We start from the raw sequence: 24,643 nt of genomic DNA, 5'->3' as shown, positions 1-24,643 counted from the left end.
CGATTTTACCGGCGGTCCCAGCCTTGACCCGCTGTTCTCTCTTCAACGCTCCGGCTTTACCCGCGGTTCCGCTTCTAGCGGCCCTCGCCGCGCCCTCCGCGCCCGCCGCTCTCCAACTCGGCGTCGATGCGGTCCAGGTCGAGCGGGGCGGCCTCGTCGTCGGACAGGCCCGCGTAGGGGTCGGGGGCGTTGGCCCGCCGCCGGTCGTTGAAGTACGCCAGCAGCTCCGCGACCTCGAACAGCACCACCGTGGGGATCGCGAGGGCCAGCATCGTGAAGGGGTCCTGGCTGGGCGTGGCGACCGCCGCGAACACGAAGATCCCGAAGATCATCATGCGCCGGAACCGGCGGATCGTGTTGTGCGGCAGCACCCCGGCCATGTTCAGGATGATCACGAACAGCGGCAGTTCGAACGCCAGTCCGAAGATCAGCAGCATCGCCTGCGCGTAGCCCAGGTAGGACTCCACGCCGACCAGCACCGTGGAATTGCCCGGAGCGAGCCCGATGAGGATCTTCAGGCCCTTGTCCATCGTGACGTACGCCAGGCCCGCGCCCGCCACGAACAGCGGCACCGCCGCCCCGATGAACGCGTACGTCCACCGCTTCTCCCGCTTGTACAGGCCGGGCGCGACGAACGCCCACAGCTGGTACAGCCAGATCGGGGAGGAGATCACCGCGCCCGCCAGCAGCGCGACCTTCATATGGATGAAGAAACCGTCGAAGATGCCGTGGACGACCAGATCGCACTTGTGGTTGATGCAGTGCTTGGGGTCGATCCGCGTGAACGGCTCGGTGACGAAGGTCCAGATCGGGCCGAAGAACAGCCACCCGACTCCGGTGCCGAGGGCCAGGCCCAGGATCGCCTTGATCAACCGGTTGCGCAGCTCACGCAGATGCGCCATGAGCGGCATCCGGCCCTCGGGGTCGACGGGCTGCCTCTTCATCTTCATGGTGGGCATTCAGGGGTCGGGGAGCGGCGCTCGGCCGGTCCGGGCGGAAGCCGTGGAGGCCGGGACGGTCAGCCGTTGGCGCGGTACTGGCCGCGCTCGACCGGCACACCCTCGATCGGCTCGCCGGACGCCAGCGCGCCGGGACGGCGCTCGGCCGCGGCCGCCTCACGCTCCAGCCGGGCCGCCTCCTCACGCAGCCGGGCCGCGCGATCACGGGCGTCGTCGGCCGGGGCGGCGGGAGCGGAGGCCTGCGCCCTGTCGGCGGCGGGCTTCGGCTCGTCGTCGTCGTCCTCGACCAGGCCCTTGGTCTCGGCCTTCAGGATGCGCGCGGACTTGCCGAGGGACCGCGCCAGCTGCGGCAGCTTCGCCGAGCCGAAGATCAGCACGACGATCAGCAGCAGAATGAGAATCTCGGAGGTGCCCAGTCCAGCCATGTCAGTCCTTCTCAGCAGGTGGTACTCACGACGATCGTACGCCCTCACCGGAGCCCGCAGGGGCACGGGAGTCCCGCAGGTCCCCCACCTCGGCATTCAGCGCCGACTGTTTCGGCTCGAGCCTCCGGCGCGTCCGCTCCAGTTCACGCGCCAGACGCCGCACGCCCAGCCACACGCGGAACGAGCACCAGGCCAGCACCGCCAGCCCCGCGAAACCGAGCGTCACCGCGATCGCCGTCCACGTCATCCCACTCACGGTAGCCGCCCCCTCACGCCAGGTCGTACAGGGCGAGGGCGCGCGCGGCCTCGCCCCGGACGGCCCCGGCGAGTGACGCGGGCGACACGATCCGCCCCTGGTCGCCCAGCCGCATCGCCAGCGCCCGCACCCACCGGGTGTCGGGGGTCCGCAGCACGATCCGCAGCCGCCCCTCCCCCAGCTCGGTGACCGACTCGCACGGATAGGAGTCGGCGACCCACCGGCCGCGCGGCGTCAGCTCCATCGTGACCGCCTCGTCCCGCGGGGACGGCCGGAACAGCCCGGCGTCCACGTCGATCGGCTCCGCGCCGTCCGGCACGTCCGCCGGGGCGTCCAGCACGGCGAGATCGGCGATCCGGTCGAGGCGGAACAACCGGACGGCCTCGGCGCGGCGGCACCAGCCCTCCAGATACGTCGTGCCCTCCACCACCAGCACCCGCATCGGGTCCACGTCCCGCTCGGTGTTCTCATCGCGGGTCGGCACGTAGTAGGTCAGATGGACGCGGCGCCGGGCGTCGATCGCGGCGCGCACCCGCGCGAGCGTGTCGCCGCGCGTCTCCACCTCCACCGCGACCTTTCCGGCGGCCTGCGCCGCCGTGCCCGCCGCGTCCTCCAGCTTGGCGATCAGCCGGGACAGCGCGTCCCGGTCGTGCAGCTCCGGCAGGCCCGCCAGCATCCGCAGCGCCACCAGCAGCGACGCCGCCTCGTCCGCCTTCAGCCGCAGCGGCCGCGCGATCGACTCGGCGTCGGTCACCGTGATCTCCCCGCCCTCGTAGGACAGGTCGATCGGGCAGTACGGGTCCGGCGCGCGCAGCTCCACGCACCACAGCATGTTCAGGTCGTCGATCAGCTGCTTCTCGGTCACCCCGAACGCGGCGGCCGCCTCGTCCACCGCCACCGCGTCCCGGTTCACCACATACGGGACGAGCGCCAGCAGCCGCGCCAGCCGCCCCGTCGACGTCGCACCGGGCCGCTTCGGCGCGTCACCCCGCGCCGCGCCGCCGCGGGCCGCGACGTCCTGGGACGCCTCCTCCTGAGGCGCCCCCATGCCGATACCGCTCATCGCTCCCCCGCCCGCGCCGCCGCGCCATCGACACCCGCGTCGACGCCCGCGGCCGCGCCCGCCGTCTCGTTGGCCGTCTCGTTCGCCGCCAGGACGGCCTTCAGATGCCCGATCACCGCGTCCCGCAGATCCGGCGGATCCAAAACCACCACGTCGGCGGAGAACCGCGCCAGATAGGGCGCGAACCGGTCCAGGTCGCGGAACGTCAGCTCCGCCTCGTCCCAGGCGCCGTCGCCGACCGGCCGCACATCCCGCGCCCACCGGCGCGGACCGTGCGCCGCACCGGCCCGCAGCCGCACCGTCGCCGGACGCGGCTCGGCGGTCCGGTCGTCCCGGTCGAACGCGATCGCCCGCACGTCCGCACCCTCGGGCACGGTCACACTGCCCACCGGGCCGTCCGGACGCACCTCACCGGCGATCCGGCTCAGCCGGAACACCCGCGGCTCACCCCGGTCGCGGTCGTGCCCGACCACGTACCAGCGGCCCCGCCGGCTCACCACACCCCACGGCTCCAGGTGCCGGCGCGCGCCGTGCGTGCGCCCCACACCCTGGTACTCGAACGTCACCGGACGGCCGTCCCGCACCGCCTCCCACAGCGGAGCGAACGCCGGATCGGCGGTGTCGACACGCGGCTCCACACCGACCGCGGTCGGCACGTCCGTCTCGACCCCCGCCGCGCGCAGCTTCAACAGCGCGCCGGACGCGGCCTCCGCCATGCTCGCCTGCTGCCACACCCGCGCCGCCAGACCCAGCACCGCCGCCTCGTCCGGCGACAGGTGGATCTCCGGAAGCTCGTAGGCCTGCTGCGGGATCCGGTACCCGATCTCCTCACCGCCGCCACCGGAGGCGTCGCTGCCGACCTCGAGGGGCACGCCGAGTTCGCGCAGCTCCTCCTTGTCGCGCTCGAACATCCGCTTGAACGCCTCGTCACCGTCCGGATACCCCGGAACGGCCCGGCGGATCTGCTCGGCCGTCAGGTAGCGCCGCGTGGCCAGCAGGCAGACCACCAGGTTGAGCAGGCGCTCGGTCTTGCGCCGCGACACTTCGCCACCACCTCTTCCGCGTCCGAATCCCTCGCCCAGCGGGCGCGCGCACCGGCCGACCGGCCGTGGACGCGCCCCGCGACGCCGCAGCCGGCGCACGAGCGCGCCGCCTCGTCGCCGCCCCCAGGAGGACGCTACCGTCTCCGGTGTGATCCGATGGCGCGAAGGCACAGTACGAGGCATCCGGCGTGAATGGCCCGGAGCGGTCGAGTTGGACGTCACGGTCGGGGGCGACGGCGACTGCCGCGCCCTGGCCTACCCCGCGCTCGTGGGCAGACCCGAACCGGGCGACACCGTCCTGCTCAACACTACGGCCTTGGCGATGGGTCTGGGGACCGGAGGCTACGCCATGGTCACCGCGATCCCCGACCGCCTCCCGCCCGACCCCACCGGCCCCGGCCACCTCGTCAAGGCCCGCTACACCCCGCTGCAGGCCACCGTCCTCGGCGTCGACGAGCAGGACTCCCCCCACCACGCCCTCCTCGAGGACGCCGACTCCCTCACCGGCATGCCGGTGATCGTCGCCGACCTGCACTCCGCGCTCCCCCCGATCCTCGCCGGTCTCCTCGCCGACCGGCCCGGCACCCGCGTCGTCTACGTCATGCCGGACGGCGGCGCGCTCCCCGCCTGGTTCTCCATGTCCATCGCCAAACTCAAGGACGCCGGGGCGCTCACCGCCACCGTCACCGTCGGGCAGGCGTTCGGCGGCGACCTCGAGGCCGTCACCGTCCACACCGGGCTGCTCGCCGCCCGCCTCGTCCTCGACGCCGACGTCGCCGTCCTCGCCCAGGGCCCCGGCAACCTCGGCACCGGCACCCGCTGGGGCTTCTCCGGCGTCTCCGCGGGAGAGGCCGTCAACGCCGCGTCCATCCTGTCCGGACGCCCCGTCGGCTCACTCCGCGTCAGCGAGGGCGACGCCCGCGAACGCCACCAGGGCGTCTCCCACCACAGCCTCACCGCCTACGGACGCGTCGCCCTCGCCCGCGCCGACATCCCCGTCCCCGAACTCGGCGGCCCCTTCGGCGAACGCGTCGCCGCCCAGGCCGCGACCCTCGGCGACCGGCACACCCTCGTCCCCACCGGCGTCACCGACCTGCGCGACGTCTGCGCCGCCGCAGAGAAGGACTGGGGCGTCCGCATGTCCACCATGGGCCGCAAGCTCGACGAGGACCTCGCCTACTTCCTCACCGCCGCGGCCGCCGGCCGCCACACCGCCGCACTCCTCTAGGACGTCCCGCCCCCGGGGCGTTCGGCGCGGGCCGGTCGCGGCCTCAGAACGCCCCGAGGACGTCCACCACGAACACCAGGCTGTCGTCCGCGCGGATCCCCGCCTGCGGCAGCCCTCCCAGCGGCTTGTAGGCCAGGTCCGGCGGGACGACCAGCAGCAGCCGGCTCCCCACCTTCCGCCCCACCAGCGCCTGGTCCCAGCCCTTGATGACCTGACCGGTCCCGATCGTCACCGCGTGCGGATGCCTCCCCGTCCAGGACGAGTCGAACTCCTTGCCGTTCCGCCAGAACACACCCTTGTACTGCAGCGCCAGCAGCTGCCCCTTGCGGACCTGCGCGCCGTCGCCCTGCACCAGCGTCCGCACCTGCAGCGACCTCGGCGCCGGACGCTTCGGCACCGTGATGGACGGCGCCTGCCCGGCACCGCCGTCCCCCACCTGCGGCAACGACGCGTCGCTCACCGCCTGGCTCTTCCCCTGCGCCATCGCCGACGCCCGGAACACGCCCCGCACGTCCAGCACGTACACCAGGGTGTCGTCCGGGCCGATCTGCCGACCCTGGTCCCCCGCGTCCCCGTACCCCTGCTTCGGCGGGATCTTCGCGACCACCCGCGCCCCGGGACGCGCCCCCTCGAACGCCTTCGCCAACCCCGGCACGATGTCCCACGTCGGGAACGCCTCCGGCTGCCCCGTCAGGTAACTCGACGCCAGCATCTTGCTGCCGTCCTTGCTCCACCGGTAGCCCACATAGTCCGCGATCACCAGATCGCCCTTGCGCGCCACCTCGCCCTTCCCCTTCGCCAGGGTCCTCGTCGCGAACCCGTCCTTCGGCGTCCCCTTCGGGATCCTCACCTCGGGACGCTGCCCCGCCGTCCCCTTCACCGACACCTGCACGTCCGACCCGCCGCACCCGGCGGCGAGGAACAACGGAGCGGCCAACACCACGGCCGCGGACACGGCGGAAACACGACGACGCATACAGGGGGTCCTTCACGGGGGGCGTCACGACATCCAGACTGGCCGCTCACCCTACCGGCCGGTCACCTCCCGGCAAGCGCCACCTCACCCCGCCGCCCACCGGCGCCAACGCGGCCCGCACGCGGCGCACGCGACGCGAACACAGCACGGACGCGGAACGGCCCGCGGGTTCGGCTGGGAAGCCGGGCCCGCGGGCCGTCCACTCGCCGTCACATACCGGCGATCAGCTTGTCCACCCGCTCGTCCACCGAACGGAACGGGTCCTTGCACAGCACCGTCCGCTGCGCCTGGTCGTTCAACTTCAGATGCACCCAGTCCACCGTGAAGTCGCGCCGCTTCTCCTGCGCCCGCCGGATGAACTCACCACGCAACCGCGCCCGCGTCGTCTGCGGCGGCACCGACTTCGCCTCGAAGATCTCCACGTCCCGCGCCACCCGCGCCACCGACCCCCGCCTCTCCAGCAGGTAGTACAGCCCGCGCTCCCGATGCACGTCGTGGTACGCCAGATCCAGCTGCGCCACCCGCGGCGAACTCAGCGGCAGATCGTACTTGCGCCGGTACCGCTCGATCAGCTTGTACTTCGTCACCCAGTCGATCTCCCGGCCGACCAGATCCAGATCACCGGTCTCCACCGCGCGCAGCGTCCGCTCCCACAGGTCCAGCACCCGCTTGGCCACCGGATCGCCGCCGCGCCGGTCCACGAAGTCCTTCGCCTTCCCGAAGTACTCCTTCTGGATCTCCAGCGAACTCGCCTCCCGGCCGTTCGCCAGCCGCACCTTCCGCCGGCCCGTCATGTCATGACTGACCTCGCGGATCGCGCGGATCGGGTTCTCCAGCGTCAGATCCCGCATCACCACCCCGGCCTCGACCATCCGCAGCACCAGGTCCGTCGCGCCCACCTTCAGCAGCATCGTCGACTCGGACATGTTCGAGTCCCCGACGATCACGTGCAACCGGCGGAACCGCTCGGCGTCCGCGTGCGGCTCGTCCCGCGTGTTGATGATCGGACGCGACCGCGTCGTCGCCGACGACACACCCTCCCAGATGTGCTCCGCCCGCTGCGACACGCAGTACACCGCACCGCGCGGCGTCTGCAGCACCTTCCCCGCACCGCAGATGATCTGCCGCGTCACCAGGTACGGGATCAGCACGTCCGCCAGCCGCCCGAACTCCCCGTGCCGCCCCACCAGATAGTTCTCGTGGCAGCCATAGGAGTTCCCGGCCGAGTCGGTGTTGTTCTTGAACAAGTAGATGTCGCCGGCGATGCCCTCTTCCCGCAGCCGCCGCTCGGCGTCCACGAGAAGCTCCTCGAGGATCCGCTCACCGGCCTTGTCATGCGTCACCAGGTCGACGACGCTGTCGCACTCCGGCGTGGCGTACTCGGGGTGACTGCCCACGTCCAGATAGAGCCGAGCGCCGTTGCGGAGGAACACGTTGCTACTGCGGCCCCACGACACGACCCTGCGGAACAGATAGCGAGCCACCTCGTCCGGTGACAACCGCCGCTGACCGCGGAAGGTGCAGGTGACGCCGTACTCGTTCTCAAGCCCGAAGATGCGCCTGTCCACACAGCGAGCCTATGCGTCCGGACGCCGACTTGGCAGCCTCCGCCGCCCCTTGATTCACCGGACCGAACGTGCTCCCGTCCCTCCGGGGCCTCGACCTTTACGGTGTAGATCAATTAATGGCGCGGAAAGAGCCCGCCACGGCAACCCGCGACGGGCCCTCCCCACAACAACCGACGACCCGCGTCAGGACTCCGGCGAACCCTCGCCCTCACCCTCGTCGTCCACGGCGGCCGCACCCGGCTCCTCCGACAACAACGCCGACACCCGCGCCTCGGCCAACCGCCGGAACAGACGATGTTCCCGATTCCGGTCCAGCACCGCCACCTCCAGCGAACGCGCCTCAAGCCGACGCTCGCTGTCCTGAGCCTCCAGCGAACGCACCGCCACCCGCAACGCCTCCGCCAGCGGCAGACCCTCCCCGAACCGCTCCTTCAACGCCTGCGACACCGCGTCCGCCTGACCGCCCATCGCCAGGAACCCGTGCTCGTCCGCCACCGAACCATCGAACGTCAACCGGTAGATCTGATCCAGATCCGCCGACTCACCGACCTCCGCCACCACGAGCTCCACCTCGTACGGCTTGTTGGTCTCCGTGAAGATCGTCCCCAGCGACTGCGCGTACACGTTCGCCAACCCGCGCGCCGTCACATCCCGGCGGTCGTACTGGTACCCGTTCACATCCGCGTACCGCACACCACCCAGCCGCAGATTCTCGAACTCGTTGTACTTCCCCACCGCCGCGAACGCGATCCGGTCGTAGATCTCACTGATCTTGTGCAACGCCCGCGACGGATTGTCCGCCACGAACAGAATCCCATCCTCATACTGAAGGACCACCACACTGCGGCCACGCGCGATCCCCTTACGCGCATAGTCCGCCTTGTCCTTCATCTGCTGTTCGGGCGACACGTAGAACGGCATGGACACCGGCCTGCATCCCTTCTATCGCAGCGGGGCGGTCGGACCGCCCGGCGCCTCGTAACGACCCTCGACCACGCTGCGCGCGAGCGCCCCCACCTCGTCCTCGCCCAGCCTCCGGTACCCGTCCGCCGTCACCGACGCCACCACCGGGAAGATCCCCCGCGTCAGATCCGGACCACCCGTCGCCGAATCGTCGTCCGCGGCGTCGTACAACGCCTGAACGCACACCAGCGCCGCGTCCTCCACCGACAGATCCGCCCGGAACAACTTCTTCAACGAACCCCGCGCGAACGGCGACCCCGAACCGATCGTGTGGAAGTCCCGCTCCTCGTACCGGCCGCCCGCCGGGTCATAGGAGAAGATCCGCCCCCGGTCCTCCACCTCGTCGTACCCCGCGAACATCGGCACCACCGCGAGCCCCTGCATCGCCATGCCCAGGTTCCCGCGCACCATCGCGGCCAGCCGGTTCGCCTTGCCCTCGATCGAGAGCGTCCGCCCCTCACGCTTCTCGTAGTGCTCCAGCTCCACCTGGAACAACCGCATCAGCTCCAGGCCGATCCCCGCCGTCCCCGCGATCGCGATCGCCGAGAACTCGTCCGCCCGGAACACCTTCTCGATGTCCCGCTGCGCGATCACATGACCCGCGGTCGCCCGCCGGTCCCCCGCCATCACCACACCGCCGGGGAACGTCACCGCCACGATCGTCGTCCCGTGCGGGATCTCCTCCGCCCCGGCGGCCACCTGCGGCAGCACCCGCCGCCCCGGCAGCGCGTCCGGCGCGTACGCCCCCAGGAACTCCGTGAACGACGAGGTGTCCGGACTCCCGAACAACCCTGGCAGACGCCCGCCAACCGCATCCTGCGACGCCACGCGACTCCTTCCCTCCAGCACGGCACCGGCTCCAGCCCCGCGAACACGACCTCACCGGCGCGGACACCTAGACCCTACTGTTCACCCCGCGCCCACCGCATACCCCGAAAGCCCCCACCCGCTCCGCCCACGGCGAACCCCCACACACCAGGCCCACACCACCAGGCCCGGCCCGCCGCCCGCCACACACACCAAGGCCGGACGGCCCACCCGGACCACCCGGCCTCCTCACCCCAGCCCGACCTCGGCCTCTCGGCCCACTCAGCCGGACCGCCCCGCCACGGCCAGCGCGAACGGATCAGCGAACGGGCCACCGAAACACCACTCCGCCTCCCACACCACGTCCCGCAGAGCCTTCCGATGCCGCACATCCGCGTCCCGGACGCGCCCCCAGCCGTCCGCCCCGACCCCGGCCGGATCCACATCCGGAAGCGTGAACGACAACCGCACCCCTCCCCCAGCACCCGGAACCTCCGTGATCAGCGAACCCTCCAGATACGCCGCCGCCCGCCGAATCACCCCCGGATCGTCCCCGAGCAGCCCCATCCCCGAGTTGCAGCCCACACACAGCGCACCCCGCACCGCCTCCGAGTCATGACAGTGATCGATGTGCTCCGGCTCCCGATCGCTACAGATCGCACACAGACCGCGCTGCAACTCCACCAGAGCGTCCGCCTCGGCCTCCGTGATCCCGTACTTCAGACGAAGCTTGTAGTGCCGCGCCGAACCCGTGTGGTCCGCCCGCTTCACTCCGCGCCGCATTTCCAAATGCCGCCGGGACTGTCCCAGGATCGCCGTCGACCCGAACTCAAGCCACAGACTCCGCGAATGCGAACTGCGCCCTTCCAGGTAGTCGGCGGCCTCCTCGAGCCGGCGGACCTCATCCTCGAACTGCCCGATGCCGTTGTTGCACTTGAAACAGAGCATGCCCCGGACCTGCCCGGTGTCATGGTCGTGGTCCACGTGCGAGGCGGGCTGGCCCAGGCAGATGACACAGATTCCGCCCTGCGCGGCGAGGAGCCGATCGGCCTCGCTCTCGGTGATCCCGTACCGCAGCTTGAGAAGGTAGTTCCGCCCACTCCCGTGGTTGCGTTCGCGGTTCTCCTTGATGATCCGGTTGTAGCAGGGCTTGCAGTACTGGGCGATCCCCGTACTTCTGGCACGGTTGCGGGCAAAGTCCTCGACCGGTTTGGTCCGCTCACAGCGGGGGCAGTACTTCATACCGTCCGGAACGATCCGACGCCGCTGGAACTCCTTCACCTCCCGGCCTTCGGCGGCCGCCTTCTTCCGATGCGAGCCGGCGTTCCGCAGGGCGAAACAGTCCCGACAATAAAGCGCAAGACCGTCCTTGGACGCCTTGCGCTTCCAGAACTCGGAGACCGGCTTCGCCTGACCGCAGTCGCGACACACCTTGGCCTTGTTCACCACTCCCACCCACCCCGGGGGCACCCCCGAAATCGAAACGTGGAACCGTCGTCGCGTTCGACTCTAACGGCTCACACGTTCGACCACTCTAGTTACTTCGGATCATCCGAGTCGCAAATCGGACAAATGCGGATCACTCCCCGCCTTTCTGGACGAAGCCACGGACAAATTCCTCCGCATTTTCCTCGAGGACCTCGTCGATTTCGTCCAGAATTGCGTCGACATCGTCCGAAAGCTTCTCCTGCCTTTCCTGGACGTCGCTTTCCGGGGCCGCCTGGGTCTCCTCGACCTCTTCAGTGCGGTGGGTGGTCTGCTTCTGACCGCCGGTGTCCTTCGTGGCCATGTCCCGTACCTCCACTCTGCCGGTACCCCCAACCCTATCCCCGATCACTGGCGGCGAGCGGGCACCGACGCCCAGGTCAGGCCGGGCGGCCGACGCGGGGGGCCTGGTGGGGTTATCGCCCGTCCGGCAACCACTGAAACGGGCATACCGGTCACGAATCCGCGTCGGTCGACGGCGTTCCGTGACGCCGCGCAGGACGGGTTGCGGAGCATGCGAAAAGGCCCTCCCGGACATCGTCCGGGAGGGCCTTTCGTCCGGCTTGGTCAGCGGTGTCCGGTGAGGGTGGCGACGAGGTCGGCGGCGGTGCGGCAGCGGTCGAGCAGGGCGCCCACGTGCTGCCTGGTGCCGCGGAGCGGTTCCAGGGTGGGGACGCGCTGGAGGGACTCGCGGCCGGGGACGTCGAAGATGACCGAGTCCCAGGAGGCGGCGGCGACGGAGTCGGCGTACTGGCTGAGGCAGCGGCCGCGGAAGTAGGCGCGGGTGTCCTCGGGCGGTTCCTCGACGGCGTGCCGGATCTGGTCCTCGGTGATGAGGTGCTCCATGCGTCCGCGGGCGGCGAGGCGGTTGTAGAGGCCCTTGCCGCGGCGGATGTCGGTGTACTGGAGGTCGACGAGCTGGAGGCGGGGGTGGGACCAGTCGAGGCCGTCGCGGTTGCGGTAGCCCTCGAGGATTTCGAGTTTGGCGACCCAGTCGAGTTCGCGGGAGAGCTGCATGGGGTCGTCGCCGAGGCGGTGCAGGACCGATTCCCAGCGGTCGAGGACGTCCTTGGTCATGTCGTCGACGTCGGCGCCGAAGCGGTCCTCGACGTACTTGCGGGACTGTTCGAGGTACTCCATCTGGAGTTGGACGGCGGTCATCTTGCGGCCGTCGCGGAGGGTGAGGAGGTGTTTGCAGGTGGGGTCGTGGGAGATGGCGCGGAGTGCGGCGACGGGCATGTCGACGGAGAGGTCGACGGTGAGGAAGCCGTCCTCGATCATGGCGAGGACGAGGGCGGTGGTGCCGAGTTTGAGGTAGGTGGAGATCTCGCTCATGTTGGCGTCGCCGATGATGACGTGGAGGCGCCGGTATTTCTCGGGGTCGGCGTGGGGTTCGTCGCGGGTGTTGATGATGGGGCGCTTGAGCGTGGTCTCGAGGCCTACCTCGACTTCGAAGAAATCGGCGCGCTGGCTGATCTGGAAGCCGTCGCCGCGGCCGTCGACGCCGATGCCGACGCGGCCGGCGCCGGTGACGACCTGGCGGGAGACGAAGAAGGGGGTGAGGTGCCGGACGATGTCGGCGAAGGGGGTCTCCCGCTTCATGAGGTAGTTCTCATGGCAGCCGTAGGAGGCGCCCTTGTTGTCGGTGTTGTTCTTGTAGAGCTGGATGGGGTGGGTGCCGGGGACGAGGCCGGCGCGGTGTGCGGCGTCGGCCATGACGCGTTCTCCGGCTTTGTCCCAGATGACGGCGTCGAGGGGGTTGGTGGTCTCGGGTGCGGAGTACTCGGGGTGGGCGTGGTCGACGTAGAGCCGGGCGCCGTTGGTGAGGATGACGTTGGCGAGGCCGAGGTCCTCGTCGGTGAGTTGGGTGGAATCGGCGACCTCGCGGGCGAGGTCGAAGCCGCGGGCGTCGCGGAGGGGGTTCTCCTCCTCGAAGTCCCAGCGTGCTCTTCTGGCTCGTGCCGCCGATGCCGCGAGGTAGGCGTTGACGACCTGGCTGGAGGTCACCATCGCGTTGGCCCCTGGTTGGCCGGGTACGGAGATGCCGTACTCGGTCTCGATGCCCATCACCCGCCGAACGCTCATATCGTCGAGCCTATCGGGGTGGGCGGGGTGGAGCCATGGGGCCGGGGTCCGGTGTTGCGGCGTGGTGGGTTTCGGTCGGCTCGGGTCCGGGGCGGCGGGTGAGCTGTGGGCGGGGCCGTGGGCGTGTTGGTGGTGGACGCGTCGTGGGCGTTTCGGGGGTGGGCGCGCCGACGGCGCGGTCCCCGGGTGAGGGGCCGCGCCGTCGGTGTGTGTCGTGCCGGCGGGTGCTACAGGTATTGGCCGGTGTTGGCGACGGTGTCGATGGAGCGTCCGGCTTCGGCGCCCTGTTTTCCGGAGACGAGGGTGCGGATGTAGACGATCCGTTCGCCCTTCTTTCCGGAGATGCGGGCCCAGTCGTCGGGGTTGGTGGTGTTGGGCAGGTCCTCGTTCTCGCTGAACTCGTCGACGCAGGCGGCGAGGAGGTGGGCGACTCGGAGGCCCTTCTGGCCGGTGTCGAGGAATTGCTTGATGGCCATTTTCTTGGCCCGGTCGACGATGTTCTGGATCATGGCGCCGGAGTTGAAGTCCTTGAAGTAGAGGACTTCCTTGTCGCCGTTGGCGTAGGTGACCTCGAGGAAGCGGTTCTCCTCGCTTTCGGTGTACATCCGTTCGACGACGCGCTGGATCATGGCCTCGACGGTGGCGTCGGGGCTGTCGCCGTGTTCGGCGCGGTCGTCGGGGTGGAGCGGGAGTCCGGGGAGGATGTACTTGGAGAAGATGTCCTTGGCGGCTTCGGCGTCGGGGCGTTCGATCTTGATTTTGACGTCGAGGCGGCCGGGCCGCAGGATCGCGGGGTCGATCATGTCCTCGCGGTTGGAGGCGCCGATGACGATGACGTTCTCCAGGCCCTCGACGCCGTCGATCTCGCTGAGGAGCTGGGGGACGATGGTGTTCTCGACGTCGGAGGAGACTCCGGATCCGCGGGTGCGGAAGATGGAGTCCATCTCGTCGAAGAAGACGATGACGGGGGTTCCGGCGGACGCCTTCTCGCGGGCTCGTTGGAAGACGAGCCGGATGTGGCGTTCGGTTTCGCCGACGTATTTGTTGAGGAGTTCGGGGCCCTTGATGTTGAGGAAGAAGCTCTTGCCCTCTTGGCCGGTCTTGTCGGCGACCTGCTTGGCGAGCGAGTTCGCGACGGCCTTGGCGATGAGGGTCTTGCCGCATCCGGGGGGGCCGTAGAGGAGGACGCCCTTGGGGGGCCGGAGGTGGTGTTCGCGGAAGAGGTCGGCGTGCAGGTAGGGCAGTTCGACCGCGTCGCGGATCTGCTCGATCTGGGGGCCGAGTCCGCCGATCTCCTCGTAGGAGATGTCGGGGACCTCTTCGAGGACGAGTTCTTCGACCTCGGCCTTGTGGATTTTCTCGTAGGCGTACCCGCTGCGGGTTTCGAGCATGAGGGAGTCGCCGGGGCGGAGCGGGACGCCGCGGAGGGGTTCGGCGAGTTTGATGACGCGTTCCTCGTCGGCGTGCGCGATGACGAGTGCGCGTTCTCCGTCGTCGAAGAGTTCCTTGAGCATGACGACTTCGCCCTGCTCTTCGAATTCGAGGGCCTCGACGACGTTGAGGGCCTCGTTGAGCATCACTTCCTGGCCGCGTTGGAGTTCGTCGACCTCGACGGCCGGGCTGACGTTCACGCGAAGTTTGCGTCCGCCGGTGAAGATGTCGACTGTTCCGTCGTCGCGGGCTTCCAGGAAGACACCGAATCCGGATGGTGGTTGTGCGAGCCGGTCGACCTCCTCCTTGAGGGCCACGATCTGTTCGCGGGCCTCCTTGAGGGTCGCCACGAGTCGTTCGTTCTGGCCTGTCACGGCGGCCAGGTTTGCTTGTGCCTCGTGGAGACGTTCTTCCAGTACGCGTACTTGGCGCGGGGATTCCGCGAGCTTTCGGCGCAGCACGGAGATCTCCTCCTCCAGGAAGGACACCTGCGTCTGGAGGTCTCGAACCTCCTTTTCGTGCTGCGCCTTGCGCGCCCCAGCTTCGTCACGAGCGGCCACGCCCCGTCACCTCCTCACGAAGAGCCGACGACCTACTGAGACCCTACCTATCTGGAGGGCTTCCGTAACCTGCCCATTCGGTGTTCGTGTCGTGCCGGGGTCGTCCGGGCGGGGGCGGGCCGGGGGCGTGGCGGGGTGGTTCCGGTCGCGGTGCGCGACGGCGGGGGCGGCTTGGAGGGTGCTTGGGAGGGTGTTTGCCGAGTTCGGCGGGTGTGGTGTCGGGTGCGGGCGTGTCGGGTGGGGGATGGGCGCCGGGTGGGGCGCCGGTGATCGGATTGTGATCTAGGACTCGTCGTCGCCGGGCGTGGCGGGAGTCGTGTTCGCCGCGGGGGTGGTGTCCGCGGCGGTGGGCGTGCCGTCCGGGGCGCCGGTGTCGGGCTGGGCGCCCTTGGCGGGGCGGCGGCGGCGCAGGGGCGGGGTGACGCCGTCGGCGAGGCGGCGGGCGGTGACGAGGAAGCCGGTGTGGCCGATCATGCGGTGGTCGGGGCGGACGGCGAGGCCCTCGACGTGCCAGGAGCGGAGCATGGTCTCGAAGGCGTAGGGCTCGGCGAAGGCGCCGTGGCCGCGGAGTTCCTCAACGATGCGCGACATCTGGGTGGTGGTGGCGATGTAGGCGCAGACGAGGCCGCCGGGGATGAGGGCCTTGGCGACGGCGTCGACGGTCTCCCAGGGGGCGAGCATGTCGAGGACGACGCGGTCGACCTCGGTCTCGGTGAGGGAGTCCTCGAGGGAGCCGACGGTGAGCTTCCAAGACGGGTGGGGGCCGCCGAAGAACTTCTCGACGTTGGCGCGGGCGATGTCGGCGAAGTCGGGGCGCCGCTCGTAGGAGGAGAGGGTGCCGTGTTCGCCGACGGCGCGGAGGAGGAAGCAGGAGAGGGCGCCGGATCCGGCGCCGGCCTCGATGACGCGGGCGCCGGGGAAGATGTCGGCCTGGGCGACGATCTGGGCGGCGTCCTTGGGGTAGACGACGGCGGCGCCGCGGGGCATGCGGACGGCGAAGTCGGACAGCAGGGGGCGGAAGGCGAGGTATTCGACGCCGCCGCTGGAGCGGAAGACGCTGCCTTCGGGGCTGCCGATGACGGTGTCGTGCTCGATGCTGCCCTTGTGGGAGTGGTACTGCTTCCCGGGCTGGAGGGTGATGGTGTTGATGCGGCCCTTGGGGTCGGTGAGCTGAACCTGGTCGCCGGGGCGGAAGGGGCCGTGCGGGATCCGGCCGGTGGCCGGGGCCTGCGCGGAGGTGGTGCTGGTGTCGCCCGAGGTCGGCGGCGTGGGTTCGCTCATGGACGTCAAGGCTAGCGGGCCCGCGGGACCGCTCGGGGCGTCCGGGTGGGGGTGCGGCGGGGTCAGATTCCGGCGAAGGCGCGGTCGACGTCGGCGATGGCGAGGACGCCGTAGACGCCGCCGTCGGGTTCGAGGAGCAGGTATTCGGTGGCGGGGGCGCGCCGGAGGGCGTTGATCAGGGCTTCCCCGGTGAGGTCGACGGGGAGGAACAGGTCGGGTTCGAGGCCGCGGGACAGGTCGCCGACGGTGATCCAGGGGCGGCGCTGTTCGGGGGTGGCGTTGACGGCCTTCTCGCTGACGAGGCCGAGGGGGCGGCCGTCGTGGTCGGTGACGACGAGGGCTCCGGCCTGGGCCTCGTGGGCGCGGCGGACGGCTTCGGCGAGGGGGGTGTCGGTGGTGACGAGGGTGGCGCGGCGGGCGAGGCGGCGCGCGGACAGCAGGGGGATGCGGTCGCGGACGCGTTCGGCGCGGAGGGCGTGGGTGGCGCCGATCCAGATGGTGGAGGCGACCATGGCGGACCAGAGCAGGGCGAGCCAGCCGAAGCCGCGTCCGGGCAGGGAGGCGAGCCAGACGCCGGTGAGGAGGCAGGCGACGGCGACGGCACGGCCGATCCAGGCGGCGGCGACGGCTCCGCTGCGGGCGTGTCCGGTGATCTTCCAGATGGCGGCGCGGACGAGGCGCCCGCCGTCCAGGGGGAGGCCGGGCAGGAGGTTGAAGACGCCGACGAGGAGGTTGGCGATGGTGAGGGCGTCGACGAGGAGTCCGGCGACGGGTGGCAGCGGCAGCAGGTAGTGGGCGGCGATGCCGAGGGCGGCGAGGACGAAGTTGACCAGGGGGCCGGCGAAGGCGATGAGGAATTCGCGGCCGGGTGTGGGGGCTTCGCGTCCGATGGAGGTCTCGCCGCCGAGGATGTTGAGGGTGACGGAGCGGACGGGCAGGCCGAGGCTGCGGGCGGTGACGGCGTGGCTGAGTTCGTGGACGAACACCGAGCCGTAGAGCAGGAGGGCGTAGGTGAACGCGACGAGGTAGCTGGCGGGGCGTCCGATGGCGTCGTGGACCTGGCCTTCGAACATGACGGTGACGAGCAGCGCGATGGGGAACCAGCTGGGTGAGACGTAGACGGGGACGCCGAAGGGGCGGCCCATGGGGATGCCGGGTGGGCGCCGTGTGGGCGGTTCGTCCTGGGGGCCGTCGTTGGAGGGCGTGTCTGAGGGGCCGTGGGCGCTGCCGGGGCCGTTGGACGGGCCGCCGGGGCCGTTGGACGCAGCGCCGGCGGGGCCGCCGGGCGGGGTGGTGTCGGGGCCGCCCGCCTCGTGGTCGGCCGGGGCGGTGGGCCCGGGGGCCGGGCCGTCGGCCGGGGCGCCGGTGGGGCGGCCGACGGGGTCTCCGGAGGGTCCGGAGCCGTTGGGGCCGCTGCCGCCGTCGGTCACGGGTGCGCTGTCAGTCACGTTGTCGATGCTACGGCCCCGGAGAAGGGGTTCCGCTCGTCCGGGCGGTGCGGGATTTCGTCGGCGGGGTCGCCTACCCTTGCTGGGCATGACGACGACCGGGGCCGGGAGCGGGACGGCGAGCGCGGCGGGAACGGCGGACGGGGCGGCGCCGGAGGCGGCACCGGGCCGGGATCCGGGCGCGGCGGGCGGGAAGCCGGAAGGAGAGCCGGGCGGGCCGGCGGCGGTGGTCGTGGACGGGCCCGCGGGGGCGGTCGATCCCGAGGTGACGGGGTCGCTGTCTCCGTCCCGGGCGGGCGATTTCATGACGTGTCCGCTGCTGTACCGGTTCCGGGTGATCGACAAGATCCCGGAGAAGCCGAGCCCGGCGGCGGTGCGGGGCACGCTGGTGCACGCGGTCCTGGAGCGGCTGTACGACCTGCCGACGGCGGGCCGCACCCCGGCGGCGGCGCTGGAGCTGCTGGGCCCGGAGTGGGAGCGGCTGTGCGAGGAGAAGCCGGAGCTGCTGGCCCTGTTCGAGGCGGACGCGGAGGGCGACGCCGAGCGGGAGGGCTGGCTGGCGGAGGCGCGGCGGATGGTGGAGTCGTACTTCTCGCTGGAGGATCCGCGTCGGCTCGAGCCGGCGGAGCGTGAGCTGTTCGTGGAGACGGTGCTCGATTCGGGGTTGCGGCTGCGGGGGTACATCGACCGGCTGGACGTGGCGCCGACGGGTGAGGTCCGGGTCGTGGACTACAAGACGGGGTCGGCGCCGCGCGCGGAGTTCGAGGCGCGGGCGTTGTTCCAGATGAAGTTCTACGCGCTGGTGCTGTGGCGGTTGCGGGGCGAGGTGCCGCGGTTGCTGCAGTTGATGTACCTGAAGAACGGCGAGGTCCTGCGGTACGCGCCCGACGAGGCGGATCTGCGGGCGACGCAGCGGAAGGTGGAGGCGCTGTGGCTGGCGATCCGCCGGGCGACGGAGTCGGGTGAGTGGCGTCCTCGGCCGTCCAGGCTGTGCGACTGGTGTGATCATCGGCAGCGGTGCCCGGAGTTCGGGGGGACGCCGCCGCCTCTGCCGACGGGGCCGGTGGCCCGGCGGGACGTGGTGGTGCCGGAGCCGTCGCCGGGTCTCGACGATCTCTGATCCCCGGTCGCGGGCCCCGTTTCCCGCGTCGTCGGCCTCGAGGCGCGTCATTCCGGGATTCGAGGCGTGGTGTGCCCGGGCGGTGGGCGGTGTGGGCGCGGTGTCTGAGCCTCGCGTACCGCGCCGGGGCGTCGTTCCTCCTTCTTGGGGAGGAGTGCGGATCGCCGCTCAGGAGGGCAATCGACCTGGTGTGACCTCCTAGGGTTGAGGCGTGTCACCCCGCATCCGTGGTCTTCGCACCTTCCGTGCCTGGCTGGCGGCGCGGCCGCAGGCGGCCGACGCCGTGCTGGCGCTCGCGCTGCTGGCCGTGGGGCTGCCGGAATTGTTCCTGACGGACCGTTCCGCGACGGAGTTGCGGTTGTTCGCCGCGCCGGACGCGCGGCAGGCGGTGCTGGTGACGGCGGTGACGTCGATGCTGGTGCTGCGGCAGCGGTTCCCGCTGACGACGCTGGGGATCGTCCTGGCCGGGGAGTGCCTGCTGGCGACGTGGCGGTACGTGCCGTCGATCCCGGACACGGTGTCGTTCATGGTCGCGGTGTACAGCGTGGCGGCGCACCGGGCGCTGGCGCACAGCGCGCTGGGCGGGGTGGTGGCGCTCGTCGGGTTCAACGGGCTGTTGCTGACGTTCCCGATGCAGCCGACGCTGCTGGAGTTCCTGACGAACAACGCGCTGCTGGTCGGCGTGTGGTCGCTGGGCCGGAATCTGCGGATGCGGCGGGCGTACTTCACGGAGTTGGAGAACCGGGCGGCCCGGCTGGAGCGGGCGCGGGGGTCGGACGCGCGGGCGGCGCGGGTCGAGGAGCGGTCCAGGATCGCGCGGGAGCTGCACGACGTGGTGGCACACCATGTGAGCGTGATGACGGTGCAGGCGGGGGCGGCTCGGCGGATCATCGACCGGGATCCGGGGGGCGCGCGGGAGGCGATGTCCACGATCGAGGAGGTCGGGCGGACGGCGCTGAGCGAGATGCGGCGGATCGTGGGGGTGCTGCGGACGGACCGGGACGAGCTGGCGAAGGGTGAGCTGGCGCCGCAGCCGGGGCTGGGTGATCTCGGGGAGCTGCTCGACCATGTGCGGGAGACGGGCCTGTCGGTGCAGTTGTGGATCGAGGGTGAGGCGCGGACGCCGTCGCCGGGGGTGGACGTGGCGGCGTTCCGGCTGATCCAGGAGGCGTTGACGAACACGTTGAAGCACGCGGGTCCGCAGGCGCGGGCGTGGGTGCGGTTGCGGTACTCGGCGGAGGACCTGACGGTGGAGATCGAGGATGACGGGCGCGGTACGGCGACGATCGTGGCGGACAACGGCGACAAGCCGGGGCATGGGCTGGTGGGGATGTACGAGCGGGTGGCGTTGTACGGGGGCGAGCTGCGGATCGGGCCGCGGGTCGGCGGGGGTTTCGGGGTGCGGGCCCGGTTCCCGCTGTCGGCGTGACGGCGCGTAAGGTGGCGGGATCGTGGAGTGCGTTGAGGGACGGGACGGTGGCGGCGTGAGCACGGTGCGGGTGCTGCTGGTGGACGACCAGCCGTTGCTGCGGACGGGGTTCCGGCTGATCCTTGAGGCCGAGCCCGACCTGGCGGTGGTCGGTGAGGCGGGGGACGGCGCGGCGGCGGTGGAGCTGACGCGGTCGCTGCTGCCGGACGTGGTGCTGATGGACATCCGGATGCCGGGTGTGGACGGGATCGAGGCGACGCGGCGGATCATCCGGGACGGTGCGGCGTCGCATGATCCGCGGGTGCTGATCCTGACGACGTTCGATCTGGACGAGTACGTGATCGAGGCGGTGCGGGCGGGGGCGAGCGGGTTCCTGCTGAAGGACTCGCCGCCGGAGGATCTGGTGACGGCGATCCGGATCGTGGCGGCGGGTGACGCGATCGTGGCGCCGAGTGTGACGCGGCGGCTGCTGGACCGGTTCGCGACGCGGCTGCCGGCGGTGCGGGACGCCTCTCCCCCGCCGGGGCTGGACACGTTGACCGAGCGGGAGCGCGAGGTGCTGTCGCATGTGGCGCGCGGGCAGTCGAACGCGGAGATCGCCGCCGATCTGGTGGTGAGTGAGACGACGGTGAAGACGCACGTGGGGAACGTCCTGGCGAAGCTGGGGTTGCGGGACCGGGTGCAGGCCGTGGTGTACGCGTACGAGACGGGCATGAGCCGCCCGGGCCAGCAGTAGCCCTCCGGCTCGGTCAGCGGTGGTCCTCCGGCCCGTCGGCGGTGCCACCGCGGGGTCACGCGGCGGTGCCACCGTGGTGTGAGGGGGGCCGTCCGGGGCGGATCGGCGTGCTCGTCCGGTTCGTCCTGGCGAGGTGCCCCTGAGATGTCCCTGATCGGTTTCCCCCGGGTGCGTCTCAGGGTGGTCTACTCCCCACGGACGAGGGTGGGTGGACGCCTCCTGCCCTGGGTGGAGTCGAAAGTCCGTTCCGTCGGGTCATCCTCCGAAGCGCTGTAACTTCTACTGTTTCGTGTGGGCCGGATCACCACCTCGCCGGTCCGTCCATGGCCGGTTCCGCGACGGTGCCGCCACATGACTCAGGAGGAGTTCACGTGACTGATTCCGCCCGCTCGACAAGCGACGCGGCACCCGCGCCCGGGGCGGGGGACTTCGCCGCGCGAGCGCACCGGATCTCCAAGGTGTACGGCTCGGGCGACGCCCGCGTGATCGCGTTGGACGGTGTGACCGTCGGGATCCCCAAGGGCCGGTTCACGGCCATCATGGGGCCGTCGGGGTCGGGCAAGTCGACGCTGATGCACTGCATGGCGGGGCTGGACGCGGTGTCGGAGGGCGAGGTGTTCATCGGGGACACCGAGCTGACCAAGCTGCGGGACAAGCAGCTGACGCGGCTGCGCCGGGACAAGATCGGGTTCATCTTCCAGGCGTTCAACCTGGTGCCGACGCTGACGGCGCTGGAGAACATCACGCTGCCGATGGACATCGCGGGCCGCCGCCCGGACCCCGAGTGGCTGGACCGGGTGATCGACACGGTGGGGTTGCGGCCGCGGCTGAAGCACCGTCCGTCGGAGCTGTCGGGCGGCCAGCAGCAGCGGGTGGCGTGCGCGCGGGCGCTGGCGTCCCGCCCGGAGATCATCTTCGCGGACGAGCCGACCGGGAACCTGGACTCGCGGTCGGGGGCCGAGGTGCTGTCGTTCCTGCGGGACTCGGTGCGGGAGATGGGGCAGACGATCGTGATGGTCACCCATGACCCGTCCGCGGCGGCGTACTCCGACCAGGTGCTGTTCCTGACCGACGGGCAGATCGTCGACACGATGCAGCAGCCGACGGCCGAGCGCGTGCTGGAGCGGATGAAGGGCTTCGAGCTGCCGGGGGTCGGGGCGCGATGAATTCGGTTCCGATGGCGCGGGTGACGCTGCGCAACCTCGCCGCGCACAAGATCAGGCTGGTGCTGACGGCCGTCGCGGTGATCCTCGGTGTGGCGTTCGTGGCGGGGACGCTGGTGTTCACCGACACGATGAACGGGAAGTTCGACGATCTGTTCAACCGGATCGGGAAGAACGTCGCGGTGGACGTCCGGGCCGCGAAGGTGGTGGATTCGGGCGGTGACGGGCAGGACGCGCGGCCGCCGCTGCAGGCGTCGGTGCTGGCGAGGGTGCGGTCGGTGCCGGGTGTGAAGGACCCGGTGGGGACCGTCGACGGGTACGCGGCGCTGGTCGGTAAGAACGGGAAGATCGTCGGGTCGGGCCAGAACGGCCCGCCGCAGCTCGGCACGAACTGGACGGGCGACGGGATCGCGCGGCTGGCGTCGGGGCGGGCCCCGGCGGCCGCGGGCGAGGTCGTGATCGACAAGGCGTCGGCGAAGAAGGCCGGGTTCGCCGTCGGCGACCAGGTGACGGTGCTGGTGAAGTCGGGGCCGCAGCGGGCGACGCTGGTCGGGACCGCCGACATCGGCGACATGATGGGGTCGACGCTCGTCGCGTTCGACACCCCGACCGCGCAGCGGCTGCTGCTGAAGCCGGGCTACTTCACCGAGATCCGGGCGGGGTCGACCGGCCCGGACGAGGTGACGCTGCGGGACCGGGTCGCGAAGGTCCTGCCGAGCGGCACGGAGGCCGTGACGGGCACCAAGCTGCGGGACGAGAACAAGTCCCAGGTGGCGTCGTTCCTCGGGTTCTTCCGGACGTTCCTGCTGGTGTTCGCGCTGATCTCGATCTTCGTGGGCGCGTTCATCATCTTCAACACCTTCTCGATGCTGGTGGCGCAGCGGACGCGTGAGCTGGCGCTGCTGCGGGCGATCGGCGCGGGCCGGTCGCAGGTGACGCGGGCGGTGATCGGCGAGGCGGTCGCGGTCGGGTTCGTCGGGTCGTCGCTGGGCCTCGCCGCCGGTGTCGGGCTGGCGGAGCTGCTGCAGTCCACGACCGGTGGCGGCGGCAAGCTGACGTTCACGGCGACGCCGGTGATCTGGTCGTACGTGGTCGGGATCGTCGTGACGGTCGTGTCGGCGTACTTCCCGGCGCGGCGCGCGGCGAAGGTGCCGCCGGTCGCGGCGATGCGCGACGACGTGGCGCTGCCGCAGCGGTCGATGCGGATCCGGCTGGCGATCGGGTCGCTGCTGACGCTGGCGGGCGCGGCGCTGATGGGCCTCGGCCTGTCCGGGCACGCCTCGAACGCGGCGGTGCTGGTCGGCGTGGGCGCGTTCGCGGTGTTCCTCGGGGTGGCGCTGCTCGCCCCGGTGATCAGCAAGCCGGTGGTGCGGGTGCTGGGGTGGCCGTTCGCGCGGCTGCTGCGGACGCCGGGCCGGCTGGCGCGGCAGAACGCGCTGCGGAACCCGCGGCGGACGGCGGCGACGGCGTCCGCGCTGATGATCGGCCTGGCGCTGATCACGGCGGTGAACGTCCTCGGGTCGTCGATGCGGTCGTCGGTGGAGTCGCAGGTCGACACGCAGTTCGGCGCGGACTACGTGATCGAGCCGACCGGCGCGGGCGGCCTGTCGACGGACCTGGTCGCGAAGGTGAAGGCGACCAGCGGCGTGAAGGACGCTGGCGCGATGTACTCGGGGAGCGCGAAGGTCTCCGGGAAGCGCGTTCGGTACGCGGCCGGCGACACGGCGGAGATGCTGAGCGGCACCCGCGCGAAGATCGTGTCGGGGTCCGGGACGGTCGGCCGTGACGGGATGCTGGTGGACGAGGACACCGCGAAGAAGAACTCGCTGTCGGTGGGGTCGCCCGTGCCGATGCTGTTCCCGGACGGGAAGAGCGAGACGCTGCGCGTCGGCGGCGTGTACGCCAAGAACCAGTTCCTGGGCGGACGGGTGATCTCGCAGGGCGCCTACCTGGCGCACACGACGGACCCGTCCGTCGAGGTGATCATCGTGAACGCGGACAAGGCGGGCGCTGCGACCAAGGACGCGCTGCTGAGGACGCTGTCGGCGCGTCCGGACGTGAAGGTGCAGGACCAGGCGGGCCTGAAGGCCGACGCGCGCAAGCAGGTCGACGGGTTCGTGACGTTCCTGACGATCCTGCTGGTCATGTCGGTGATCATCGCGGCGGTGGGTGTGATCAACACGCTGGCGCTGTCGGTGATCGAGCGGACCCGGGAGATCGGGCTGCTGCGCGCGATCGGGATCAGCCGCCGGCAGCTGCGCCGGATGATCCGCGCGGAGTCGGTGGTGATCGCGGTGTTCGGCGCGGTGCTCGGCATCGGCATCGGGGTGGCGTTCGGCGCGGCGCTGCAGCACGCGCTGCGCAAGGACGGCCTGAACGTCCTGTCGGTGCCGGTCGGGACGCTGGTGGGGTACCTGGTCGTGGCGGCGGTGATCGGCGTCCTGGCGGCGCTGTGGCCCGCGTGGCGCGCCGGGCGGATGGACGTCCTCAAGGCGATCTCCACCGACTGACCCCGCGGGGATAGGGAACAGCAGAGAAGCGACCGGCCCGTACGGAGGGGATCCGTACGGGCCGGTCGCTTCTGTGCGGGTGGCGCCTGCCGTGTCCGCGGGGCGGT

Annotated in this window: 21 protein-coding genes; 6 read left to right on the top strand and 15 right to left on the bottom strand. The window is 70.9% G+C overall.

What is annotated here, in order from left to right:
• Positions 1-74: 74 nt before the first annotated feature.
• From tatC to AB0L06_RS18490, 5 genes are all read right to left on the bottom strand, one after another.
• Complete coding sequence (gene tatC / locus AB0L06_RS18510) at positions 75-950, bottom strand: twin-arginine translocase subunit TatC (RefSeq protein ID WP_500232234.1); 876 nt, start codon at positions 948-950, stop codon at positions 75-77.
• Positions 951-1,018: 68 nt separating this feature from the next.
• Positions 1,019-1,384 (bottom strand): Sec-independent protein translocase subunit TatA, encoded by a 366-nt coding sequence (gene tatA / locus AB0L06_RS18505; protein ID WP_500232233.1) that lies wholly within the window; start codon positions 1,382-1,384, stop codon positions 1,019-1,021.
• 25 nt (positions 1,385-1,409) lie between these two features.
• The gene (locus AB0L06_RS18500) at positions 1,410-1,631 is read right to left on the bottom strand and encodes a hypothetical protein (RefSeq protein WP_500232232.1); all 222 of its coding nucleotides are present in this window, start codon (positions 1,629-1,631) and stop codon (positions 1,410-1,412) included.
• A gap of 22 nt (positions 1,632-1,653) precedes the next feature.
• On the bottom strand, positions 1,654-2,703 hold the full coding sequence (locus tag AB0L06_RS18495; RefSeq protein WP_500232231.1) for a helix-turn-helix transcriptional regulator: 1,050 nt from the start codon (positions 2,701-2,703) through the stop codon (positions 1,654-1,656).
• Entirely contained in the window at positions 2,700-3,746 is a 1,047-nt protein-coding gene (locus AB0L06_RS18490) for a helix-turn-helix transcriptional regulator (protein ID WP_500232230.1), read from the bottom strand. The genes AB0L06_RS18495 and AB0L06_RS18490 overlap by 4 nt, the downstream gene beginning before the upstream one ends.
• 148 nt (positions 3,747-3,894) lie before the next feature.
• On the opposite strand from AB0L06_RS18490, the gene AB0L06_RS18485 reads away from it, so the two are divergent.
• The gene (locus AB0L06_RS18485) at positions 3,895-4,974 is read left to right on the top strand and encodes a DUF3866 family protein (protein ID WP_500232229.1); all 1,080 of its coding nucleotides are present in this window, start codon (positions 3,895-3,897) and stop codon (positions 4,972-4,974) included.
• Positions 4,975-5,017: 43 nt separating this feature from the next.
• Here the strand turns inward: AB0L06_RS18485 and AB0L06_RS18480 are convergent, their stop codons facing one another.
• From AB0L06_RS18480 to AB0L06_RS18435, 10 genes are all read right to left on the bottom strand, one after another.
• Positions 5,018-5,950, bottom strand: coding sequence for an FKBP-type peptidyl-prolyl cis-trans isomerase (locus tag AB0L06_RS18480; RefSeq protein WP_500232228.1), 933 nt, complete (start codon positions 5,948-5,950; stop codon positions 5,018-5,020).
• A gap of 209 nt (positions 5,951-6,159) precedes the next feature.
• Positions 6,160-7,518 carry a Pup--protein ligase gene (pafA, locus tag AB0L06_RS18475; protein ID WP_500232227.1) on the bottom strand — a complete coding sequence of 453 codons (1,359 nt, stop codon included), beginning with the start codon at positions 7,516-7,518 and terminating at the stop codon, positions 6,160-6,162.
• 183 nt (positions 7,519-7,701) lie between these two features.
• The gene (gene prcA, locus AB0L06_RS18470) at positions 7,702-8,439 is read right to left on the bottom strand and encodes a proteasome subunit alpha (RefSeq protein ID WP_500232520.1); all 738 of its coding nucleotides are present in this window, start codon (positions 8,437-8,439) and stop codon (positions 7,702-7,704) included.
• 21 nt (positions 8,440-8,460) lie between these two features.
• Positions 8,461-9,309, bottom strand: a complete 849-nt coding sequence (gene prcB, locus AB0L06_RS18465; protein ID WP_500232226.1) for a proteasome subunit beta — start codon at positions 9,307-9,309, stop codon at positions 8,461-8,463.
• A 261-nt stretch (positions 9,310-9,570) separates the two neighbouring features.
• Positions 9,571-10,734: an endonuclease VII domain-containing protein gene (locus AB0L06_RS18460; RefSeq protein ID WP_500232225.1), complete on the bottom strand. Its 1,164-nt coding sequence runs from the start codon at positions 10,732-10,734 to the stop codon at positions 9,571-9,573.
• 133 nt (positions 10,735-10,867) lie between these two features.
• A complete protein-coding gene (locus AB0L06_RS18455; protein ID WP_253882794.1) occupies positions 10,868-11,077 on the bottom strand; it encodes a ubiquitin-like protein Pup in 210 nt (69 codons plus the stop codon).
• Positions 11,078-11,340: 263 nt separating this feature from the next.
• On the bottom strand, positions 11,341-12,858 hold the full coding sequence (gene dop / locus AB0L06_RS18450; RefSeq protein WP_500232224.1) for a depupylase/deamidase Dop: 1,518 nt from the start codon (positions 12,856-12,858) through the stop codon (positions 11,341-11,343).
• 227 nt (positions 12,859-13,085) lie between these two features.
• Positions 13,086-14,849 (bottom strand): proteasome ATPase, encoded by a 1,764-nt coding sequence (gene arc / locus AB0L06_RS18445; protein ID WP_500232223.1) that lies wholly within the window; start codon positions 14,847-14,849, stop codon positions 13,086-13,088.
• A gap of 282 nt (positions 14,850-15,131) precedes the next feature.
• A complete protein-coding gene (locus AB0L06_RS18440; RefSeq protein ID WP_500232222.1) occupies positions 15,132-16,130 on the bottom strand; it encodes a tRNA (adenine-N1)-methyltransferase in 999 nt (332 codons plus the stop codon).
• Positions 16,131-16,192: 62 nt separating this feature from the next.
• Positions 16,193-17,578 carry a site-2 protease family protein gene (locus AB0L06_RS18435; RefSeq protein WP_500232221.1) on the bottom strand — a complete coding sequence of 462 codons (1,386 nt, stop codon included), beginning with the start codon at positions 17,576-17,578 and terminating at the stop codon, positions 16,193-16,195.
• Between the two features lie 88 nt (positions 17,579-17,666).
• On the opposite strand from AB0L06_RS18435, the gene AB0L06_RS18430 reads away from it, so the two are divergent.
• The 5 genes from AB0L06_RS18430 (at position 17,667) to AB0L06_RS18410 (ending at position 24,536) form a co-directional block, all read left to right on the top strand.
• Positions 17,667-18,698 (top strand): RecB family exonuclease, encoded by a 1,032-nt coding sequence (locus AB0L06_RS18430; protein ID WP_500232220.1) that lies wholly within the window; start codon positions 17,667-17,669, stop codon positions 18,696-18,698.
• A 211-nt stretch (positions 18,699-18,909) separates the two neighbouring features.
• Positions 18,910-20,127: a sensor histidine kinase gene (locus AB0L06_RS18425; RefSeq protein WP_500232219.1), complete on the top strand. Its 1,218-nt coding sequence runs from the start codon at positions 18,910-18,912 to the stop codon at positions 20,125-20,127.
• 55 nt (positions 20,128-20,182) lie between these two features.
• A complete protein-coding gene (locus tag AB0L06_RS18420; RefSeq protein WP_500232218.1) occupies positions 20,183-20,863 on the top strand; it encodes a response regulator in 681 nt (226 codons plus the stop codon).
• 371 nt (positions 20,864-21,234) lie between these two features.
• On the top strand, positions 21,235-22,029 hold the full coding sequence (locus tag AB0L06_RS18415; protein ID WP_500232217.1) for an ABC transporter ATP-binding protein: 795 nt from the start codon (positions 21,235-21,237) through the stop codon (positions 22,027-22,029).
• A gap of 11 nt (positions 22,030-22,040) precedes the next feature.
• Complete coding sequence (locus AB0L06_RS18410; RefSeq protein ID WP_500232519.1) at positions 22,041-24,536, top strand: ABC transporter permease; 2,496 nt, start codon at positions 22,041-22,043, stop codon at positions 24,534-24,536.
• The last annotated feature ends 107 nt before the right edge of the window (positions 24,537-24,643 follow it).

The organism is Spirillospora sp. NPDC052269 (assembly GCF_040679435.1).
GTDB lineage: Bacteria > Actinomycetota > Actinomycetes > Streptosporangiales > Streptosporangiaceae > Spirillospora.
The sequence above is the reverse complement of the archived record's forward strand: the minus strand, read 5'-3'. Positions and strand labels throughout refer to the sequence as shown.

Coding starts and splice junctions, on each gene's coding strand:
- AB0L06_RS18500 (WP_500232232.1), bottom strand. CDS start 1,631: ATGACGTGGACGGCGATCGCGGTGACGCTCGGTTTCGCGGGGCTGGCG.
- AB0L06_RS18410 (WP_500232519.1), top strand. CDS start 22,041: ATGGCGCGGGTGACGCTGCGCAACCTCGCCGCGCACAAGATCAGGCTG.
- tatC (WP_500232234.1), bottom strand. CDS start 950: ATGAAGATGAAGAGGCAGCCCGTCGACCCCGAGGGCCGGATGCCGCTC.
- AB0L06_RS18440 (WP_500232222.1), bottom strand. CDS start 16,130: ATGAGCGAACCCACGCCGCCGACCTCGGGCGACACCAGCACCACCTCC.
- AB0L06_RS18455 (WP_253882794.1), bottom strand. CDS start 11,077: ATGGCCACGAAGGACACCGGCGGTCAGAAGCAGACCACCCACCGCACT.
- dop (WP_500232224.1), bottom strand. CDS start 12,858: ATGAGCGTTCGGCGGGTGATGGGCATCGAGACCGAGTACGGCATCTCC.
- tatA (WP_500232233.1), bottom strand. CDS start 1,384: ATGGCTGGACTGGGCACCTCCGAGATTCTCATTCTGCTGCTGATCGTC.
- AB0L06_RS18495 (WP_500232231.1), bottom strand. CDS start 2,703: ATGAGCGGTATCGGCATGGGGGCGCCTCAGGAGGAGGCGTCCCAGGAC.
- AB0L06_RS18480 (WP_500232228.1), bottom strand. CDS start 5,950: ATGCGTCGTCGTGTTTCCGCCGTGTCCGCGGCCGTGGTGTTGGCCGCT.
- AB0L06_RS18430 (WP_500232220.1), top strand. CDS start 17,667: ATGACGACGACCGGGGCCGGGAGCGGGACGGCGAGCGCGGCGGGAACG.
- prcA (WP_500232520.1), bottom strand. CDS start 8,439: ATGCCGTTCTACGTGTCGCCCGAACAGCAGATGAAGGACAAGGCGGAC.